This window comes from Methylobacterium nonmethylotrophicum, from assembly GCF_004745635.1.
GTDB classification, from domain to species: Bacteria; Pseudomonadota; Alphaproteobacteria; order Rhizobiales; family Beijerinckiaceae; genus Methylobacterium; species Methylobacterium nonmethylotrophicum.
The window spans coordinates 28,453-48,261 of record NZ_SRLB01000008.1 but is presented as its reverse complement, the minus strand read 5'-3'; the positions used below and the strand labels follow the sequence as shown (position 1 = coordinate 48,261).

Sequence of the window (19,809 nt, the reverse complement as noted above, 5' to 3'; positions counted from 1 at the left end):
TTCATACAGGGTCCGCCGGCCTGCGAACAGACCGCGACTCGGCCGAGGGTTAACCCGGCGGGAGGTCTAGGCCGCGAGCGCCGCCTCGCTCCAGCGGCGCACCTCGGCGTCGATCGCGAGCGCCTCCTCGACATCGGCGGGCGCCTCCCTCAGGCGCGCCGCGAAGTGCTCGCAGGCCCGTTCGACCAGGGTGGCGATGTCGTAGAAGCCGATCTTGCCGGCGATGAACGCCGCGACCGCGATCTCGTTGGCCGCGTTCATCACGGTCGGCTGCGCGCCGCCGGCGGCGAGCGCGCCCTTCGCGATGCGCAGGCAGGGGAACCGCTCCTCGTCCGGCCGCTCGAAGGTGAGGCTGCCGGTCGCCGCGAGGTCGAGAGGTCGGCCGCGGGCGATGGACAGGCGCTCGCCGAGGCCCAGGCAGTGAGCGATCGGCACCCGCATGTCCGGCAGGTAGAGCCCGGCCGTCACGGCGCCGTCGCGCCAGGTGACGAGGGCGTGGACGATCGATTGCGGATGGACGACGGCGTCGAGGCGCTCCGCCTCGATCCCGAACAGGTGGTGCGCCTCGATCAGCTCCAGCCCCTTGTTCATCAGGGTGGCCGAATCGATGTTGATCTTCATGCCCATCGACCAGGTCGGGTGGGCGGCGGCGTCGGCGGCGGTGGCGGCGGCGATCCGCTCCCGGGTCGCGGTCCGGAACGGCCCGCCCGAGGCCGTGATGGTCATCCGGGTGATGTCGTCGATCCGGCCCTCGCCGATGCTTTGCGCGAGGGCGTTGTGCTCGGAATCCATCGGCAGGATGCGTGCGCCGTATGTCCTGGCGTCGCGCATGAAGGCGTCGCCGGCGCAGACCAGGCTCTCCTTGTTGGCGAGCGCCACCGTGCGGCCCTGGCGGATCGCCGCGCAGGTGGGGCTCAAGCCCGCCGCCCCGCTCACTGCCGCGACCACGAGGTCGGCGTCCCGGGTCGCCGCCTCGATCACCGCCGAGGGGCCTGCGCCGCTGGCGATGCCGGAGCCCGACAGCGCGTCGCGCAGGGCCGGGAGACCGTCGGGGTCGGCGATCGCCGCGAAATCGGCGTTCAGCTCCCGGGCGACGCGGGCCAGCGCCACCGCGTCGCGGCCGCCCGCCACGGCGCCGACCCGAAAGCGGTCCCGGTGCTGGTCGAGCAGGTCGGCGGTCGAGCGCCCGATCGAGCCGGTCGCGCCCAGGACGGAGACGGTGAGGGTCATGACGATCCGTTGAGAGTGAGGCCGACGAGCAGGAGGCCGGCGAGGAGGGCCGCGGCGAAGAAGCCGTCGAGGCGGTCCATCACGCCGCCGTGGCCCGGGATCAGGCGGCCGGAATCCTTGGCGCCGTAGGCGCGCTTGAGGGCCGATTCGGCGAGGTCGCCGCCCTGGCTCATCACCGAGCCCAGCGCCGAGAGGGCGCAGGCTAAGGGCAGCGACAGGGCCTCGGTGGCGCCGAGATGGCGGGCGCCCGTCGCGACCGCGCCCCCGACGATCGTCGCCCCGAGGAGGCCGCCGCAGAAGCCCGACCAGGTCTTCTTGGGGCTCACCGCCGGCCACAGCTTCGGCCCGCCCAAGGCGCGGCCGGTGAAGTAGGCGGCGATGTCGGTGGTCCAGACCACGCCGAATAGCCAGAGCGGGCCGGCGAGCCCGATCCGGGGATCGTCGCGCAAGGCGACCGGCACCAGCGCGACGACGAGCGCGCAGGCGAGGCTCGCCGGCGCCCAGACCCGGCCCGCGGCCGGCCGGGCGAGGAGCGCCAGCAGGGCGAGGCCGGCCGCGACGGCGCCGAGGAGCCAGGGGAGGGGAGCGGCGAGCCGCGCCCCCGCCACCACGCCGGCGAGGACGAGGCCGGCGAGCGCCAGGAGCGGCCGGTGGGGTGCGGTGCGGGTGATGGCGAGCCACTCGCCGACGACCGCGAGGCCGGCGAGGAACCAGATCACCGCGAAGATCCAGCCGCCGTTGAGGGTCGCGCCGAGCACCAGGAGGCCGAGCACGATGCCCGACACCGTGCGGGCGCCGAGCTCCGTCGCCGGCCAGGCCGGGCGGCCCGTGCCGGGCGTGTTCGGACGGGGCATGTTGGTGCGGTCCCGGCCCGCCATCAGCCCGCCCGGGCGCTGAGGCCGCCGAAGCGGCGGTCGCGGTTCTGGTACTCGCCGATCGCCGCCAGGAAGGTGGCGTGGTCGAAGTCCGGCCAGAAATCCGGCACGAACACGAACTCGGAATAGGCGGTCTGCCAGGTCAGGAAGTTCGACACCCGCTGCTCGCCGGAGGTGCGGATCACGAGGTCGGGGTCGGGGATGCCGTCGGTGTCGAGGGCCCGGGTGAGCGCCGCGGCGTCGATGGCGTCGGGGGCGAGGCGCCCCGCCGCCACCGCCGCGGCGAGGGTCCGCACCGCGCGCAGGATCTCCTGGCGCCCGCCATAGTTGAACGCCACCACCAGGGTCAGCCGCGTGTTGCGGGCGGTGCGCTCCTCGGCCTCGCGCAGGAGGCCCGCGATGTCGCCCGGCAGGCCCTCGCGCTCGCCGATGATCCGCACCCGGACGCCGTTGGCGTGCAGCTCCGCGAGGTCGCGGCGCACGAACAGCTTGAGCAGGCCCATCAGGTCCGCCACCTCGGCGGCGGGCCGGCGCCAGTTCTCGGACGAGAAGCTGTAGATCGTGAGGAACGGGATCCGCAGGTCGATCGCCGAGCGCACCGCCCGGCGCACCGCCTCGACCCCGCGGCGATGGCCCTCGACCCGCGGCAGCCCGCGGCGGGCGGCCCAGCGGCCGTTGCCGTCCATGATGATGGCGACGTGCCGAGGCATCGGTCCGGGGGCGGCCCCGTCCGTCACGGTGCCGCCCGGCAGCGGCCCGGGGCACGCCGCCTGCGGGTCCTCGGCCTGGCCTGCGTCCAGCAGGGTCACCGTCTCGCTGTCGCCTGCCATTGTGGCCCCGACCCCGGCGGAGCCGGTGTCCGGCCCCGCGCTCCCCACGCGCTCGTCCACTTGACCCGGCCCGTCATGCCGGCCTGGGCGTTCAGACCTGCATGATCTCCTTCTCCTTGGCCGCCAGGGTCTGATCGACCTCGGCGATGTGCTGGTCGGTCGCCTTCTGCACCTGGTCGGCCTGGCGCTTCTCGTCGTCCTGGCTGATCGCGCCGTCCTTCTCGAGCTTCTTCAGGAGGTCGAGGCCGTCGCGGCGGACGTGGCGGACCGCGACGCGGGCCTCCTCGGCGTATTTGTGCGCGACCTTGACCATCTCCTTGCGGCGCTGCTCGTTCATCTCGGGGATGCGCAGCCGGATGGTCTGGCCCTCGGTCATCGGGTTGAGGCCGAGGTCGGATTCGCGGATCGCCTTCTCGACCGCCGACACCATGCCGCGGTCCCAGACCGAGACGCTGAGGAGGCGCGGCTCCGGCACGCTGATGGTCGCGACCTGCGCCATCGACATCGCGGCGCCGTAGGCGTCGACCTGGATCGGGTCGAGCAGCGACGGGCTGGCCCGCCCGGTGCGCAGCGAGCCGAGGTCGTGCTTGAGCGAGTTCAGGGCGCCCTGCATGCGCCGCTTGAGGTCGTTGAGATCGAAGGAGGGAGTGGCCATTCCTGCGCGTCCCGAGGCGTCTTGAGGAGAATGGGGAGGGTGGCGCCCGCGACGGGTCCACCCTGATCCGGCTTCAATGAACCAAAACCCGACCTGCCGCAAATCGTCAGGAGCGGAGTCCCGCCCGCCTCCGCGGAGCTTCAAGGCGCCACGAGCGTCGAGGGCGCGCTTCCGGTGAGGATCGCCGTCACCGAGCTCGGGGCGTGGACCGAGCCGACGATCAGCGGCAGCCCGCCGTCGCGGGCGAGGGCGAAGGCGGCGGTGTCCATCACCTTGAGGTCGCGGGCGATCGCCTCGTCGTGGCTCAGGCGCTCGTAGCGCACCGCGTCCGGATTCGTCTTCGGGTCGGCGGAATAGACGCCGTCGACCTGGGTGGCCTTCAGCACCGCGTCGCATTTCAGCTCGGCGGCGCGCAGGACCGCGGCGGTGTCGGTGGTGAAGTACGGGTTGCCGGTGCCGCCGGCCAGCACCACGACCTGGCCCTTGTCGAGGTGGTGCAGGGCCGGCTGGCGGGCATAGGTTTCGCAGATCGTCGGCATCGAGACCGCCGACATGGTGCGGGCGGTGACGCCCGCGGCGTTGAGCGCCGTCTCGAGCGCCAGCGAGTTCATAACGGTCGCCATCATGCCGAGGGAGTCGCCGGTGGCCCGGTCGATCCAGCCCGCGGCCGAGACCCGGGCGCCCCGGATGACGTTGCCGCCGCCGACCACCAGGGCGATCTGGAAACCGCGATGGACCGCCAGCGCGATGTCGTCGGCGAGCGCCGCCAGGGTCGGCGGATGCAGCCAGTAGCCGTCCGGGGCGGCGAGGGCCTCGCCGGAGAGCTTCACCAGCACGCGGCGGAACGGGGTCAGACCGGGTTTCGCCAGGGCTGGCTCCGGCAGGGAATGGTCCGGCAGGGGGTATTCCGACATGGGCGCTCCTCTGGCCGCCCGCGAGGGGCGGCCGCCGTCGGCGTCTTGTGTCAATGGCGAGTCGGCCGGTTTCTAGCCTGTCGATCCGGGCCCGTCGAGGCGCCGGCCGGCCGGAATCGGCGGCCCGAAAGCATGAGGCGCGGGTACGAAAAAGGGGGACCCGCACCGGCGGGCCCCCCTGTCTCGCTTGATTCGCGTGTGAGCGCGACCGGCCCTCGCGATCAGCCCTTGGCCGCCGCCGCCACCTCGGCGGCGAAGTCCGGGGCCTCTTCCTTCTCGATGCCCTCGCCCAGCGCGTAGCGCACGAAGCCGGTGAGCTTCAGCGAGCCGCCGGCCTTGCCCTCGGCCTCCTTGAGCACCTGGGCGACCGTCTTCGAGGTGTCGTGCACGAAGGGCTGCTCCAGGAGGGTGACCTCCTTGTAGTAGCTCTTCAGGCCGCTCTCGACGATCTTGGCCAGCACGTGGTCCGGCTTGCCGGCGTTCTTCTCGCGCAGGATGTTGCTCTCGCGCTCGACCGTGGCGGCATCGACGCCCGAGGCGTCGAGCGCCACCGGGTTCGTCGCCGCGACGTGCATGGCGATCTGGCGGCCGAGCTGGCCGAGGAAGCCGACGTCGCCGGGCGACTCGAGGGCGACCAGCACGCCGATCTTGCCGAGGCCCTCGGAGACCTGGCTGTGCACGTAGGACGCGATCAGGCCCTTCTCGACCTGGAGCTTGGCGACGCGGCGCAGGGTCATGTTCTCGCCGATCGTGGCGATCAGCTCCTGCAGCTTGTCCTTGACGGTGGTCTCGGAGCCGGGGAAGCGGGCCGCCTCGAGGGCCTCGACGCTGCCCTGGGCGTTGAGCGCCAGCTTCGCCGCCTCGCGCACGAAGGCCTGGAAGCTGTCGTTGCGGGCGACGAAGTCGGTCTCGGAGTTCACCTCGACCACCGCGGCGTGGTGGCCGGCGGACTCGACCGCGACCAGGCCCTCGGCAGCCACGCGGCCGGCCTTCTTGGCGGCCTTGGCGAGGCCCTTCTTGCGCAGCCAGTCCACGGCCGCCTCGAGGTCGCCCGCGGTCTCGTTGAGGGCCGACTTGCAGTCCATCATGCCCGCGCCGGTCTTCTCGCGCAGCTCCTTGACCATCGCTGCCGTGATGTTGGCCATCGTGGGTTCCTCTCGATTGTCGCCCCGGCGCGCCCGAGAGGCGCCGGTCGGCGGATAAAGGGAGCCCGGCGCCATGGCGGCGCCGGGCTGTGAAAGGTCGTCAGGTCGGCGGGACAACGCGGCCCGCGCGGGATCCGTGCCGGTGCTTTAAGCCGCGGCAGCGGCCTCGACGAAGCCGCGGGCCTGGTTCACCCAGCCGTCGCGGTCGATCCGGCCGTTGAGCTTCAGCTCGCCGTCGACCTTGGCGATGTCCTCAGCCGACATCGCGGCGACCTGCCAGTAGTGGTAGATGCCCGCGTCGTTGAGCTTCTGCACCAGCTGCGGGCCGACGCCCGTGAGCTTGGTCAGGTCGTCCGGCGCGCCGCGCGGGGCGGCCAGGAGCTCGAAGGGCTCGCCGACATAGGGCTCCGAGATGTCGATCGCGGCGACCTCGGGCTCGTTGGCGACCGGCGGCAGCTCCTCGGCCATCGGCTCGTCGGACTCGCCGAGGTCGATGCCGAGCGCGCCCTGGCCGCGCGAGATGCCGTCGATCGCCGCCCGGGCGACGAGGTCGCAATAGAGCGCGATGGCGCGGCCGGCATCGTCGTTGGCCGGGACCACGTAGGTGATGCCGTCCGGGTTGCAGTTGGTGTCGACGATCGCCGCCACCGGGATCTTGAGGCGGTTGGCCTCCTTGATCGCCAGCTGCTCCTTGTTGGTGTCGATCACGAACAGCAGGTCGGGCACGCCGCCCATGTCCTTGATGCCGCCGAGCGCCTTCTCGAGCTTGTCCTTCTCGCGGGACAGCATCAGGCGCTCCTTCTTGGTGAGGCCCTGGCCGCCGCCGGCGAGGATCTCGTCGACCTTGCGCAGACGCTGGATCGAGCCCGAGATGGTCTTCCAGTTGGTCAGCGTGCCGCCGAGCCAGCGGGAGTTCACGTAGTACTGGGCCGAGCGCTTGGCCGCGTCCGCGATCGTGTCGGCCGCCTGGCGCTTGGTGCCGACGAACAGCACCCGGCCGCCCTTGGCGACGGTGTCGCTCACCGCCTGCAGCGCCTGGTGCAGGGCCGGCACGGTCTGGGCGAGGTCGATGATGTGGATGTTGTTGCGGGTGCCGAAGATGTACGACTGCATCTTCGGGTTCCAGCGGTGCGCCTGGTGGCCGAAATGCGAGCCGGCCTCGAGCAGCTGGCGCATGGTGAAGTCGGGAAGGGCCATGATCGTTGTTCTCTCCGGTTGATCCGCCGCGGAGGAAGCGACCGGCGCAACGAGGACCTTGCCGAGAGACAGGGCCAGGAAGCCGGCCACCGGAAACGCCTCATTCAGGCATGAGGCCGGCTCCGCGTGTGGGATGGGCGGGCCTTTATCCGATCGAGCCCCCGAAGGCAAGGCGGCGCCCGGCGCTCGCCTGCCCCTTGCCGGGTCGGCGCCCCGGACCCCACCCTGTCCGCCCGCGAATCACGGAGACGCCGGATGAGCCAGGATCAGAGCAGCGCGGATCGCCTCACCCTCTACCATTCGCCCAATACCCGCTCGTCCGGCGCCCTCCTGTTCCTGGAGGAGATCGGGGCGCCCTACGACGTCCTGGTGCTCAACATGAAGGCGGGCGAGCAGCGCGGCGCCGCCTACCTGGCGGTCAACCCGATGGGCAAGGTGCCGGCCCTGCGCCACGGCGACGCCCTGGTGACGGAGCAGGCCGCCATCGCCCTCTACCTCGCCGACCTCTTCCCGGCGGCGGGCCTCGCGCCGGCCATCGGCGATCCGCTGCGCGGGCCGTATCTGCGCTGGATGGTGTATTACGGCAATTGCTTCGAGCCGGCGGTGGTCGACCGGGCCCGGAACCTCGACGCGCCGCCTCTGGCGATGTCGCCCTACGGCCGCTACGAGACCGTGATGGAGACGGTCAACGCTCAGCTCCGCCAGGGTCCCTACCTGCTCGGCGAGCGCTTCAGCGCCGCCGACCTCCTGTGGGGCATGGCCCTGTCCTGGACCACGCAGTTCGGCCTCGTGCCCCAGACCCCGGAGATCAAGGCCTACGTCGCCCGCCACGCCGCCCGGCCGGCGGTGGCCCGGGTCGCCGCCCGGGACGCTGCGCTGGCGGCGGAGCACGCGGCGGCGGCGGGGTGAGCCTGGGGACGCCGGATCGCCGCGCGCGGTCCGGGAAAAGCGCCGGAAGAATAGAAGCAGGAAAATAGAAGTATGTGGCGCGAGATCCCCTCTCCCGTGTGGGAGAGGGGTAGGGGCGATCGCAGATCGCGCGAGGGTGGAGACGGTTCAGTATCAAACACTGAACTTCCCGCTGCCAGCTCGACGGTCTGAGCTTTAGTCGGAAGCGCGCCACCCTCACGCGGGCCGCAGGCCCGTGCGGGATCTTCGATCCCCCGGCCCCTCTCCCACACGGGAGAGGGGAGGAGTGCCACTTCCTTTATCTTCCTTCATTGGTCGCCCTCATGGGGTCAGGCGACCCGGCCCGGTTGCTACGGCTCCTTGAAGCCGTATTCCGGCACGCCCTCCTCGTTGCCGTAATACTTGTAGGGCAGGAACTTGCCCGACATCTGCATCTTGACGCGGTCGCCCTTGTTGTTGGGCTCGCGCTCCATGGTCATGTTGAAGTCGATCGCCGACATGATGCCGTCGCCGAACTCCTCCTGGATCAGCTCCTTCCAGGTGGTGCCGTAGACCATCACCAGCTCGTAGAAGCGGTAGATCAGGGGATCGGTCGGCGGCATGTGCGGGATCGAGCCGCGATAGGGCGCCTCGTTCAGCATCCGCTCCTCGGCCTGGCTGAGGCCGAACAGGGCGGCGGCCTTGGCGGCCTGGGCCTTGGGCAGCTTCATCTGGCCCATGCAGGCGGCGGTGATCAGGATCGGCGAGATGCCGCCGATCTCGTCCTGGATGTACTTCCAGGTCCAGCCCTTCTCGCGCTTGATGTCGAGGAGCTTTTCCGTGAGGTCTGCGCGCTTCATGGGGGTCTCTCCCGTGGGGTGAAGGGGGTCTGGCCGCGATCGCGGCGATCACGCCGAGGCCGCGATCGCGGCGGCGTCGGAATCCGAGAGGGTGGGGCGCACGACCGGCGGGTGGCGCGGGTCGTAATCGGCCGGCCGCGCATCCTTGAAGCTGCGGCTGCGCGTCACCAGGAAGTCGATCAGGTGGTTGCGCAACGCGTAGTAGCCGGGGGCGTGGTGCAGGGCGGCGCGGTCGCGGGCCTTGGGCAGCGGGTTCTCGACGATCTCCGCCACCTGGGCGCCCGGCCCGTTGGTCATCAGCACGATCCGGTCGGCGAGGTAGATCGCCTCGTCGACGTCATGGGTGATCATGAACACGGTCTGGCCGGTCTCGAGGCAGATCCGCCGCACCTCGTCCTGCAGCGTGCCGCGGGTGAGCGCGTCGAGGGCCGAGAACGGCTCGTCCATCAGGAGCATCTTGGGGGCGATGGCGAGCGCCCGGGCGATGCCGACGCGCTGCTTCATGCCGCCCGACAGCTCCGCCGGCCGCTTGTGCTCCGAGCCCGCGAGGCCGACCGTCGCGATGGCGGCCCGCGCCCGCTCCTCGACCTCGGCCTTGCCGGCCTTGCGCCAGCGCGAGGACACCGCGTAGGCGACGTTGCCCAGAACCGTGCGCCAGGGCAGCAGGGCGTGGCCCTGGAAGATCACCGCGCGATCGAGGCTCGGGCCGGTGATCTCCCGGCCGGCGGCGATCACCACGCCCTCGCTCGGCGCCTCCAGGCCGGCCAGGATGTTGAGCACCGTCGTCTTGCCGCAGCCGGAATGGCCGATCATGCAGACGAACTCGCCCCGCCGCATCGGCAGCCACAAATCCTCGAACACCGTGGTCCGCCCGCCGCCGGGGGCGGGATAGCGGCGGGCGATCCCCTCGATCGAGATGTACTTGTCGTCCGACATGGGTCTGTGTCCGGGGATGGCGCGAAGCCCGGGGGAGGGGGCGGGGCGGAACGGGATGAGGGCCGCCATGCGCGTCACTCCGGGAAGGTGACGAGGCGCTGCGCCCGGGCGAGCCCCTGGTCGAGCAGCATGCCGACGAGGCCGATCACCAGGATCGACGTGATCACGTTGGTGATCGAGAGGTTGTTCCACTCGTTCCAGACGAAGTAGCCGATGCCGGTGCCGCCCACGAGCATCTCGGCCGCCACGATGACCAGCCAGGCGATGCCGATCGAGATCCGCATGCCGGTGAGGATGGTGGGGGCGGCGGCCGGCAGCACCACGGTGACGGCGCGGCGGAAGGGGCCGACCTCGAGGGTGCGGGCGACGTTGAGCCATTCCTTGCGGGTCGACGCGACCCCGAAGGCGGTGTTGATCAGCATCGGCCACAGCGAGCAGATGAAGATCACGAAGATCGCCGAGAGCCCGGAATCCTTGATCGTGTAGAGGGCGAGCGGCATCCAGGCGAGGGGCGAGACCGGCTTGAGGAGCTGGATGTACGGGTCGAGGGCCCGGCCGATCAGCGGCGACATGCCGATCAGGAAGCCGATCGGGATCGCCACCAGCACGGCGAGGCCGTAGCCCAGCGCCACCCGGCCGATCGAGTAGGCGAGCTGGATGCCGATGCCCTTGTCGTTGGGCCCGCGGTCGTAGAACGGGTCCTTGAGGTGGCGCCAGATCGTGGCGCCGACCTCCGCCGGGCCCGGCATCGCCGACTTGCCGGTGGTGGCGGTCTGGCCCATCAGCGCGGCGTAGTCGGGATCCATCGCCTCGGTCCGGCCGACGCCGTGGGTGGCGACCTGCCAGACCAGCAGGAAGGCGGCGAGGAACCCGACCGACAGGATCGCGGCGCGCAAGGCGAGGGAGGAGGCGGGCCGGCGCATGACGTCAGCCCGCCCGCCTGATCTTGAACGACTCGAGGTATTCCTTCGGCTTGGCCGGATCGAAGGTCTTGCCCATCACCACGAAGGTCTTGGTGGTGGCCGTCGGCGGGGTGAGGCCGGCCTGGCGCATCAGCGTCTCGGCGTTGGTGGCGCGGTAGACCTGGCGGGCCACCGCCTGGTAGTCGATGTCGCCCTTGATCTGGCCCCAGCGCTTCATCTGGGTCAGCGTCCAGACCGCGAAGCTCTCCCACGGGAAGGGGTCGAAGCCGATGCGGTTCGGGTCCTTGCGCACCTTGCCGAGGCCGTCCGCGAAGGTGCCGGTGAGCACCTGCTCCACCACCGTCACCGGCTGGTTGAGGTAGTTCGCCGGGGCGATCGCCTCGGCCACCGCCTTGCGGTTCTCAGGCTTCGCCACGTGGGCGGTCGCCTCGATGATGGCGCGCATGAGGGCCGCGGTGGCGTTCGGCATCTCACGCACCACGTCCTGCGCCACCGAGAAGGCGCAGCAGGGATGCCCGTCCCAGATCTCCTTCGACAGGATGTGGATGAAGCCGACGCCGTCATAGACCGCGCGCTGCACCACGTTGTCGGGCGCCAGGAACCCGTCGATGTTGTCGGCCCGCAGGTTCGCGACCATCTCGGGCGGCGGCACCGAGCGCAACTGCACGTCGGTGTCGGGGTCGATCCCGTGCTCGGCCAGGTAGTAGCGCAGCAGGTAGTTGTGGTTCGAGTAGTCGAACGGGATTGCGAGCTTGAACCCCTTCCAGTCCTTCGGGTCGCGCTTGTCCTTGTGCTTGAGCGACAGGCAGATCGCCTGGCCGTTGATGTTCTCGATCGCCGGCACCGCGAAGGGGATCGGGTTCGAGCCGAGGCCGAGCGTGATGGCGAGCGGCATCGGCGCCAGCATGTGGGCGGCGTCGTATTCGCGGTTGAGGGTCTTGTCGCGCACCACCGCCCAGCCGGCGGTCTTGACGACCTCCACGTTGAGGCCCTGCTTGGCGTAGAAGCCCATCGGCGACGCCATGATGATCGGCGTCGCGCAGGTGATCGGGATGAAGCCGACCTTCAGGTCCTTCTTCTCCGGGGCGCCCGCCTGCGCGAAGGCCTCGCCGATGAGGCCGAGGGGCAGCGCCTCCTTGAGGGCGGCCAGCGCCGTGCCGGCGCCGACCGCCGTGAGGAAGGCCCGGCGGGTCGCGTCGCGGGGAAACAGGGCCCGCATCATCGCGCCCTCGACCACCCGCTCGACCTGCGCGTCGCCCGAGGGGGGCACCTGCGCCGCGTCGTGCGCGGCCTGGCTCTCGTGCCGGCCGCAGGCGCAGCCCCGGCGCGACAGACGGGTGCGGGACTCGAAGGGATCGTCGAACAGCGCCATGGATGACCTCGCCCGGCCGGGTTGCTCGTTAACGGTTTGGCAAGGGGCGTGCCAGACGTGGCGGAACTGAAAACGCGTCTTGTCGCAGTCGCTTAACCGAAATGCCCGCGACTCGCGAGAAATCGTCATTGACGAAAAGTCGTGACAGGATTGACGAGATCTCGTATCCCGCGGCGATGCGGTCCCGCCGCCCGAAAGCCAGCCCGTCATGGCGCAGCCCACCCGTCTCTCCCCCGGCCCGGCCTTCGAGGCCGCGCCCGAGGCGATGCTGATCCTCGATCCCGATGCCGACGCGGTGCTGGACGCCAACCCGGCGGCCGAGCGCCTGCTCGGCTACGACCGGCATGCCTTGCGGGCGATGCGGGCGAGCGCGCTCCACCCCGATCAGCTCCCGGGCCTGATCGTGTTCACCCAAGGGGCCCTCGCCCAGGGGCGCGCCTGGACCCACGCGCTGACGCCGCGCCACGCCGCCGGCCACGCCCTGCACCTCGAATACGAGGCGGCGCCGATCGACCTCGGCGGCCGGGCCGGGCTGCTGATCCAGCTCGCGGACCTCGACGAGCGCCGCCGCCGCCTGATCGACGCCGAGGCCGACCGGCACATGCGGGCCGGCATCCCGGAATGGCAGCGCATGGAGCGGATCTTTCGCGATATCGAGCGCGAGAACCAGCTGATCCTGCGGGCGGCCGGGGAGGGGATCTACGGCGTCAACGCCGACGGCATCACCACCTTCATCAACCCGGCCGCCGAGCGGATGCTGGGCTGGAGCGCCGCCGACCTCGTCGGGCGCGACATGCACGCCACCGTCCACCACAGCCACCAGGACGGCAGCCACTACCCCCACCACGCCTGCCCGATCTACGCCGCCTTCCGGGACGGCGCCGTGCATCAGGTCGACAGCGAGGTGTTCTGGCGCCGCGACGGGACGCCGATCCACGTCGAGTACACCTCGACGCCGATCCGCGACCGCGGCCGGCTCCTCGGCGCGGTGATCGTGTTTCGCGACATCACCCATCGCCGCGAGGCCGAGGAGCGCCTGCGCTCGGCGCTCGCCGAGGTCGAGACCCTGCGCCGGCGCCTGGAACTCGAGAATGCCTACCTGAAGGAGGAGATCCGCCAGGAGAGCCACCACCAGGGCATCATCGGCCGCAGCCCGGCGATCGAGCGCACCCGGCGCCAGATCGACCTCGTCGCCGGCACCGACGCCACCGTGCTGGTCACCGGCGAATCCGGCACCGGCAAGGAGCTGATCGCCCGGGCGATCCACGAGGCGAGCCGGCGCCGCGAGCGGCCCCTGATCCGGGTCAATTGCGCGGCGGTGCCGCGCGAGCTGTTCGAGAGCGAGTTCTTCGGCCACGCCAAGGGCGCCTTCACGGGGGCTTTGCGCGACCGGGTCGGGCGCTTCGAGCTCGCCGATGGCGGCACCCTCTTCCTCGACGAGGTCGGGGAGATCCCCCTCGACCTCCAGGGCAAGCTTCTGCGGGTGCTGCAGGAGCGCCAGTTCGAGCGCGTCGGCGACGAGCGCACCCGCCGCGTCGACGTCCGGCTGATCGCCGCCACCAACCGCGACCTCGCGGCGGAGGTCCGGCGCGGGCGCTTCCGCGAGGATCTGTATTTTCGGCTGAACGTCTTCCCGGTCGCGGCGGTGCCCCTGCGCGACCGCCCGGAGGACATCGTCCTCATCGCCCAGCACGTGCTGCGTGGGGTCGGCCGCCGCCTCAACTTGGCCGACCTGCGCCTGACCGAGGGCGACGGGCGGCGGCTCACCGCCTATGCCTGGCCCGGCAACGTGCGCGAGCTCGAGAACGTGATCGAGCGCGCCGCGATCCTGTCGACCCGCGGGCGCCTGCGCCTCGATCTGCCGGACGCCGACGCCCCCCTCGCCGCCGGGCCGGCACCGGCCTCGGCCCCACCCGCCGAGGCGCCGCCGACCGAGGCCGAGCGCCGGTCCCGCGACCGCGCCGCCATCGTGCAGGCGCTGGCGCTTTGCGGCGGCCGGGTCTCCGGCCCGAACGGCGCCGCCGCCCTGCTCGGCCTCAAGCCGACGACGCTCGCCTCGCGGATGAAGGCGATGGGGATCCGGGCGGCCGGTCCGGCCCGGTGACCGCCTCCCCTGCCGGGCCTGTCCGCGCGTCCGCTCAGAGGCAGGCGAGGAGCGCGACGAGGCTCACGACCGCGATCGGCATCTGGATCGGGCGCAGGCGCGCGAAGAACAGGGGCGCCTCCCCGCGCCGCGCCGCGATCGGGTCGAGCACCGCGACCAGGACGAAGCCGGCGATCAGGAGCAGGGCGGCGGCGGCCTCGCGTACCAGCGCCACCGCCAGCACGGCGCCGAGGCCGAGGACGAACAGCGCGATCATCGTGGCGATCTGCGCCGCCGTCGCGCCGCCCTCGGTGCGGAAGCTGACCCCGCGGCGGACCCCGGAGAAGAACAGCAGGATCGCGGCGCCCCACAGGAGCGTCAGCGTGACGGCAATCCGGCCGAGATCGCCTCCCAGCACCCAGGCGGCCAAAGCCCCCGCCACGAAGGGCAGCATCGGGCCGAAGCCCAGCGCGACGCTGAGCCACGGCACGGCCCGCGGCTCGTGGACGGTGAGCGTGCGCCCGGTCGCGTCGTCTTGCATCGTCACCGTCCCCGCTGCTGCGATCCGCGTCGCCGCGACCGCGTCAAATACTGGCACGAGTATCAACGTCGGTCCGGGGGAGTGGTGAGCGCGACCATGCGGCGCGCATCGAGGCCGTTCCGACTCAGCGCCGCCGCTCGCAGAGCGTCTTCACATAAGTTCCGGCCTCGGTGCCGCGGCCGGTGCCGGCCGCGATGGCGGGGCCGAGCAGCATGCATTCCTGCGGCGAGTGGGCCGGGTGGGTCATCACGTCCTGGGCGGTGTCGCGGGTGCAGTCCTTTGCCGCCAGGGAGGAGGCGCAGATCAGCGTGACGACGAGGATGGTGGGCAAGGCGGCCTCCCGGGTGCGGGGGAGCGGCCTCCCCATTGGGGAGGAGGAGAGATAATGCCGGATCGCCGCGCGCCCACCGCCGAGCCGGCGATATCTTGCCTCAGGGGGAGGGGACGAGCTCGGCGAGCCGCGCGACGAGGCGGCGCGCCACCTCGTCCTTGGCGAGCGTCGGCCAGGTCTCGAGGCTGCCGTCGCGGCCGATCAGGTGGACGCTGTTGCGGTCGCCCCCCATCACGCCGGTCGCGGCCGAGACGTCGTTGGCGACGATGAGGTCGCAGCCCTTGCGGGCGATCTTGGCTCGGGCATGCGCGATCACGTCGGTGGTCTCGGCGGCAAAGCCCACCACCAGGGGCGGACGGCCCTCCGTACGGCGCGCGATGGTGGCCAGGATGTCGGGATTCTCGGTCAGCGTCAGGGGAGGGGGGCCCTCCGGCCCCTTCTTGATCTTCTCGCCCCCGAAGGCGGCCGGGCGCCAGTCGGCGACGGCGGCGGCGAAGACCGCGATGTCGGCGGGCAACGCCGCCTCCACCGCCGCCAGCATCTCGCGGGCGCTCTCGATCCGCACGACCGTGACGCCGGGGGGATCGGCCAGGGTCACGGGGCCCGAGACCAGCGTCACGCGGGCACCGGCCGCCGCGGCGGCGGCCGCGATGGCGTGGCCCTGCTTGCCCGAGGAGCGATTGGCGAGGTAGCGCACCGGGTCGATCGGCTCGTGGGTCGGCCCCGAGGTGACGAGGAGGTGGCGGCCCGCGAGCGGCTTCTCGCCGTTCGACCTCGCCAGCAGCGCCTCGACGGCGTCCGCGATCTCCTCGGGCTCGGCCATCCGGCCCGGGCCCGTCTCGGCCTCGGCCATCCGCCCGACATTCGGCCCCACCACCGCGACGCCGTCGCCCTGCAGCACCGCCAGGTTGCGTTGCGTCGCCGGGTGCAGCCACATCCGCACGTTCATCGCCGGAGCGATCAGGATCGGCAGGGTGGTGGCGAGGAGCACCGTCGAGGCGAGATCGGGGGCGTGGCCGCCGGCCAGCCGCGCCATCAGGTTGGCGGTGGCGGGCGCCACCACCACGGCGTCGGCGTCGCGCGCGAGCCGGATGTGCCCGATATCGGCCTCGTCGGCCCGGTCGAACAGGTCGGTATGGGCGCGCTGCCCGGCGAGCGAGGCGGCGGCCAGCGGCGTCACGAATTCCTGCGCGCCCTTCGTCAGCACGCAGCGCACCGCGGCGCCGCGCTCGCGCAGGCGCCGGATCAGGTCGAGGGACTTGTAGGCCGCGATCCCGCCCCCGATGACGAGGAGCACCCGTTTGCCGGCAAGCGCACCCATCCGGCGGCTACACCGTCACCTGGGTGCCGACCTCGACCACGCGCCCGGTCGGGATCTGGAAGAAGTCCGTCGCATCGTTGGCGTTGCGGGCCAGCGTGATGAACACCCGGTCCTGCCACAGCGGCATGCCGGACTGGGCCGCCGGGCGGATCGAGCGCCGCGACAGGAAGAACGACGTCGCCATGATGTCGAACTTGAAGCCCTGCTTGCGCAGCAGCGCCAGGCCCTTCGGGATGTTCGGCGATTCCATGTAGCCGAACTTCATCACGACCTTCCAGAAATGCGGCCCCATCGGCTCGATCCGGACCCGGTCGGCATCGTTGAGGCGCGGCAGGTCGATGGTCTTGACGGTGAGCACGACGTTCTTCTCGTGCAGCACCTTGTTGTGCTTCAGGTTGTGCAACAGCGCCGCCGGCGCCGTCTGAGGGTCGCTGGTGAGGAACACGGCCGTGCCGCGGACGTGGTGCGGCGGGCTCTTCTCCAGCATGGCGACGAGCTCGGTCAGCGGCACGTCGGTCTTGCGGGTCTTGTTGAACAGGATGGTGACGCCGCGCACCCAGGTCCACATCAGCACCACCAGCACGCCGGCGAGCAGCAGCGGCATGTAGCCGCCCTCGAAGACCTTCAGCAGGTTCGAGACCAGGAACAGCAGTTCGACGGTGATGAACGGCACCATGACGGCGCCGGCGGCCAGCGGCGACCACTTCCAGACCCGCCACAGCACCAGGAAGGCGAGGCCGGCGGTGATCAGCATCGTGCCGGTGACGGCGATGCCGTAGGCCGAGGCCAGCGCCGAGGAGGAGCGGAACAGCACCACCAGGATGACCACGCCGAACATCAGCAGGGTGTTGATCTGCGGCAGGTAGATCTGGCCCGAATGCGCCTCCGAGGTGTGGCGGATCTCGAGCCGCGGCAGCAGGCCGAGCTGCACCGCCTGGCGCGAGAGCGAGAAGGCGCCGGTGATCACCGCCTGGCTGGCGATGACGGTGGCCGCGGTGGCGAGCAGCACCATCGGCAGCAGGCCCCATTCCGGCACGAGCTGGTAGAACGGGTCGGTCGTGTCGGGGTTCGACAGCACGAGGGCCGCCTGGCCGAGATAGTTGAGCGCCAGCGCCGGGCCGACGAGGGCGATCCAGGCGGTCTGGATCGGCCGGCGGCCGAAATGGCCGAGATCGGCGAACAGGGCCTCGGCCCCGGTCACCGCCAGGAAGACGGCGCCGAGCGCCACCAGCGCCCCGGTGCCGTGGCCGAGGAGGTAGTGCACCGCGTGCCAGGGGTTGAGCGCCCACAGCACCTGCGGCGTGCGGGCGATGTGCGGCAGCGCCGCCAGCATCAGCACCGAGAACCACACCAGCATGATCGGGCCGAAGAACGTCGCCATCCGGGCGGTGCCCCGGCTCTGGACCAGGAACAGCGGCAGGATGATCGCGATGGTGATCGGCAGCACGTAGTGCTCGAGGGCCGGCGTGACGAGCTTCAGGCCCTCCACCGCCGACAGGACCGAGATCGCCGGGGTGATGATCGCGTCGCCGTAGAACAGGGCGGCGCCGAACAGGCCCAGCATGAACACGATGTGCGAGCCGCCCAGCGCCTTGCGGGCGAGCGCCATCAGCGAGAGGATGCCGCCCTCGCCCTTGTTGTCCATCTGCAGGAGCAGCAGGACGTACTTGATGGTGACGATGAGCACGAGGGCCCAGAGCAGCAGCGAGACGGTGCCGAGCACCTCCTCGCTGGTGAGCACGCCGTCGGCCCTGCCGGGGGCGAGGGCCTCCCGGAAGGCGTAGAGCGGGCTCGTGCCGATGTCGCCGTAGACGACGCCGACGGAGCCGAGGAAGAGCGTCCAGAAGCTCGCCTGGGCATGTCCGTGGCCCTCGGCCTCGTCGACGCTGCCCGCCTTGGTCGGCGGGCCGCCGCTCGGCGGGGTCACGGAATCGGGCGGCGCGACGGGTCCGCCCGTGGGTGCGGCTGACTGTGTCATGTCTGTTCGGGGATGCGCCCGCGGGCGGCCGGGAGTAATGCCGCCAAGCGCGCTGCTGGGCCGGGGGGCGGGCTCGAATCCTTCTCGGCCCGGCGCGTCCGCCGGGCTCGAATGTGGCAAGATTGTAGCACGGGCCCGGGGGCGCGCAAGGCGGCGCGCCTGCCCCTCCGTAACCGGATTCGGGCGGTCGACCGCCTCACTCGGCGGCGCTGCGGCGGCCCAGTCCCTTGTCGGACCCGTTGCCGAAGCGGCGCTCGATGTAGTCGATGACGATGCCCTCGAAGTCCTTGGCGAGCGTCGGGCCGCGCAGGGTCATCGCCTTCTTGCCGTCGATGAAGACCGGGGCGGTCGGGGTCTCGCCGGTGCCGGGTAGCGAGATGCCGATATCGGCGTGCTTCGACTCGCCCGGTCCGTTGACGATGCAGCCCATCACGGCGACGTTCAGCCCCTCGACCCCCGGATAGGTCTTGCGCCACTCGGGCATCGAGGTGGTGATCCAGTTCTGGATGTCGCGGGCGAGCTCCTGGAACACCGTCGAGGTGGTCCGCCCGCAGCCCGGGCAGGCGGCCACCAGCGGCACGAAGGTGCGGAAGCCCATCGTCTGGAGCAGCTCCTGGGCCACCTTCACCTCGACGGTGCGGTCGCCGCCGGGCTCCGGGGTGAGCGAGTAGCGGATCGTGTCGCCGATGCCCTCCTGGAGCAGCACGCCGATCGCCGCGGAGGCCGCCACGATGCCCTTCGAGCCCATGCCGGCCTCGGTCAGGCCGAGATGGATGGCGTAGTCGGAGCGGCGCGCCACCTCGCGGTAGACCGCGATCAGGTCCTGCACCGCCGAGACCTTGGCGGAGAGCACGATCCGGTCCTTCGGCAGGCCGATCTCCACCGCCCGGTCGGCGGAGAGGAGGGCGGACTGCACCATCGCCTCGCGCATGACGGCGCGGGCGTCGCGGGGACGAGCCGAGCGGGCGTTCTCGTCCATCATGTGGGTGAGGAGCGCCTCGTCGAGGGAGCCCCAGTTGGCGCCGATCCGCACGGCCTTGCCGTAGCGGGCGGCCAGCTCGACGATGGTGCCGAACTGCAGGTCCTTCTTCTCCTTGAAGCCGACATTGCCCGGGTTGATCCGGTACTTGGCCAGCGCCTCGGCGCAGGCCGGATGGTCGGTCAGGAGCTTGTGGCCGATATAGTGGAAGTCGCCGACGAGCGGGACGGTGACCCCGATGCGGTCGAGGCGCTCGCGGATCCTCGGCACGCCGGCGGCGGCCTCGTCGCGGTCGACGGTGATGCGCACGACCTCGGAGCCGGCCCGCGCGAGGGCCGCCACCTGCGCCACCGTGGCGTCGACGTCGGCCGTGTCGGTGTTGGTCATCGACTGCACGACGATCGGGGCGCCGCCGCCCATCACCACCGCGCCCTCGCCCTCGCCGATCCGGACGCCGACGGTGCGGTGCCGGGGACTCGGGCCGGCGATCTCGGGAGCGGCGTCTGCCGGGGCGAGGGCTTCCATGGCTTCCATCGGATACCTTCAGGGGGTCGTTCGCAGAGGGTCGTGTGACGGGGTCGCGTCGGTCGCGGCGTGCCACCCGTCTAGAGCATTTCCGGCCGCGGTGGAAATCGCCTCCCCTGCATGAAAGCCCGGCGTGATCAACGGGCTACGTCGGTCCTGAGGGAAAAGCCGCGACATCCTTGCCGAATTCCTGTCCCGGGCTTCCTCGCCGGGGAATAACCCCGCC

The 19,809-nt window shown here is 71.4% G+C and carries 18 protein-coding genes; 2 read left to right on the top strand and 16 right to left on the bottom strand.

What is annotated here, in order from left to right; translation table 11 throughout:
* Window positions 1-66: 66 nt before the first annotated feature.
* The 7 genes from dxr to EU555_RS12210 form a co-directional block, all read right to left on the bottom strand.
* On the bottom strand, window positions 67-1,230 hold the full coding sequence (gene dxr, locus EU555_RS12240) for a 1-deoxy-D-xylulose-5-phosphate reductoisomerase (RefSeq protein ID WP_135414929.1): 1,164 nt from the start codon (window positions 1,228-1,230) through the stop codon (window positions 67-69).
* Window positions 1,227-2,084, bottom strand: a complete 858-nt coding sequence (locus EU555_RS12235) for a phosphatidate cytidylyltransferase (RefSeq protein WP_135414928.1) — start codon at window positions 2,082-2,084, stop codon at window positions 1,227-1,229. Before EU555_RS12235 ends, dxr begins: the two co-directional genes overlap by 4 nt.
* Window positions 2,085-2,107: 23 nt before the next feature.
* Window positions 2,108-2,935, bottom strand: a complete 828-nt coding sequence (locus tag EU555_RS12230; protein WP_135414927.1) for an isoprenyl transferase — start codon at window positions 2,933-2,935, stop codon at window positions 2,108-2,110.
* Between the two features lie 91 nt (window positions 2,936-3,026).
* Entirely contained in the window at window positions 3,027-3,590 is a 564-nt protein-coding gene (frr, locus tag EU555_RS12225; protein WP_135414926.1) for a ribosome recycling factor, read from the bottom strand.
* Between the two features lie 140 nt (window positions 3,591-3,730).
* The gene (pyrH, locus tag EU555_RS12220) at window positions 3,731-4,504 is read right to left on the bottom strand and encodes a UMP kinase (RefSeq protein WP_135414925.1); all 774 of its coding nucleotides are present in this window, start codon (window positions 4,502-4,504) and stop codon (window positions 3,731-3,733) included.
* Between the two features lie 221 nt (window positions 4,505-4,725).
* A complete protein-coding gene (gene tsf / locus EU555_RS12215) occupies window positions 4,726-5,649 on the bottom strand; it encodes a translation elongation factor Ts (protein WP_135414924.1) in 924 nt (307 codons plus the stop codon).
* 147 nt (window positions 5,650-5,796) lie between these two features.
* Complete coding sequence (locus EU555_RS12210; protein ID WP_135414923.1) at window positions 5,797-6,846, bottom strand: 30S ribosomal protein S2; 1,050 nt, start codon at window positions 6,844-6,846, stop codon at window positions 5,797-5,799.
* Between the two features lie 255 nt (window positions 6,847-7,101).
* Between EU555_RS12210 and EU555_RS12205 the strand changes: the two genes are divergently transcribed.
* Window positions 7,102-7,755 (top strand): glutathione S-transferase family protein, encoded by a 654-nt coding sequence (locus EU555_RS12205; RefSeq protein WP_135414922.1) that lies wholly within the window; start codon window positions 7,102-7,104, stop codon window positions 7,753-7,755.
* Between the two features lie 350 nt (window positions 7,756-8,105).
* Here the strand turns inward: EU555_RS12205 and cynS are convergent, their stop codons facing one another.
* From cynS to EU555_RS12185, 4 genes are read right to left on the bottom strand one after another with little or no spacing between them, the layout of a single operon-like run.
* Window positions 8,106-8,594 (bottom strand): cyanase, encoded by a 489-nt coding sequence (gene cynS, locus EU555_RS12200; RefSeq protein ID WP_135414921.1) that lies wholly within the window; start codon window positions 8,592-8,594, stop codon window positions 8,106-8,108.
* 48 nt (window positions 8,595-8,642) lie between these two features.
* A complete protein-coding gene (locus EU555_RS12195; protein WP_205820894.1) occupies window positions 8,643-9,599 on the bottom strand; it encodes an ABC transporter ATP-binding protein in 957 nt (318 codons plus the stop codon).
* Between the two features lie 5 nt (window positions 9,600-9,604).
* Entirely contained in the window at window positions 9,605-10,453 is an 849-nt protein-coding gene (gene ntrB / locus EU555_RS12190; RefSeq protein ID WP_135414919.1) for a nitrate ABC transporter permease, read from the bottom strand.
* A gap of 4 nt (window positions 10,454-10,457) precedes the next feature.
* Entirely contained in the window at window positions 10,458-11,825 is a 1,368-nt protein-coding gene (locus EU555_RS12185; protein WP_135414918.1) for a CmpA/NrtA family ABC transporter substrate-binding protein, read from the bottom strand.
* A 208-nt stretch (window positions 11,826-12,033) separates the two neighbouring features.
* Between EU555_RS12185 and EU555_RS12180 the strand changes: the two genes are divergently transcribed.
* A complete protein-coding gene (locus EU555_RS12180; RefSeq protein ID WP_135414917.1) occupies window positions 12,034-13,929 on the top strand; it encodes a sigma 54-interacting transcriptional regulator in 1,896 nt (631 codons plus the stop codon).
* Window positions 13,930-13,963: 34 nt separating this feature from the next.
* Here EU555_RS12180 and EU555_RS12175 read toward each other — a convergent pair whose 3' ends face one another.
* The 5 genes from EU555_RS12175 to ispG all read right to left on the bottom strand — a co-directional run bounded on the left by EU555_RS12175 (window position 13,964) and on the right by ispG (window position 19,592).
* Window positions 13,964-14,449: a DUF3429 domain-containing protein gene (locus tag EU555_RS12175; RefSeq protein ID WP_135414916.1), complete on the bottom strand. Its 486-nt coding sequence runs from the start codon at window positions 14,447-14,449 to the stop codon at window positions 13,964-13,966.
* Window positions 14,450-14,573: 124 nt separating this feature from the next.
* Window positions 14,574-14,780, bottom strand: a complete 207-nt coding sequence (locus EU555_RS12170; RefSeq protein ID WP_135414915.1) for a hypothetical protein — start codon at window positions 14,778-14,780, stop codon at window positions 14,574-14,576.
* 100 nt (window positions 14,781-14,880) lie between these two features.
* Entirely contained in the window at window positions 14,881-16,101 is a 1,221-nt protein-coding gene (gene coaBC, locus EU555_RS12165; protein ID WP_135414914.1) for a bifunctional phosphopantothenoylcysteine decarboxylase/phosphopantothenate--cysteine ligase CoaBC, read from the bottom strand.
* A 7-nt stretch (window positions 16,102-16,108) separates the two neighbouring features.
* Entirely contained in the window at window positions 16,109-18,079 is a 1,971-nt protein-coding gene (locus EU555_RS12160) for a potassium transporter Kup (RefSeq protein ID WP_135414913.1), read from the bottom strand.
* A 196-nt stretch (window positions 18,080-18,275) separates the two neighbouring features.
* Window positions 18,276-19,592, bottom strand: coding sequence for a flavodoxin-dependent (E)-4-hydroxy-3-methylbut-2-enyl-diphosphate synthase (gene ispG, locus EU555_RS12155; RefSeq protein ID WP_135414912.1), 1,317 nt, complete (start codon window positions 19,590-19,592; stop codon window positions 18,276-18,278).
* Window positions 19,593-19,809 lie beyond the last annotated feature (217 nt).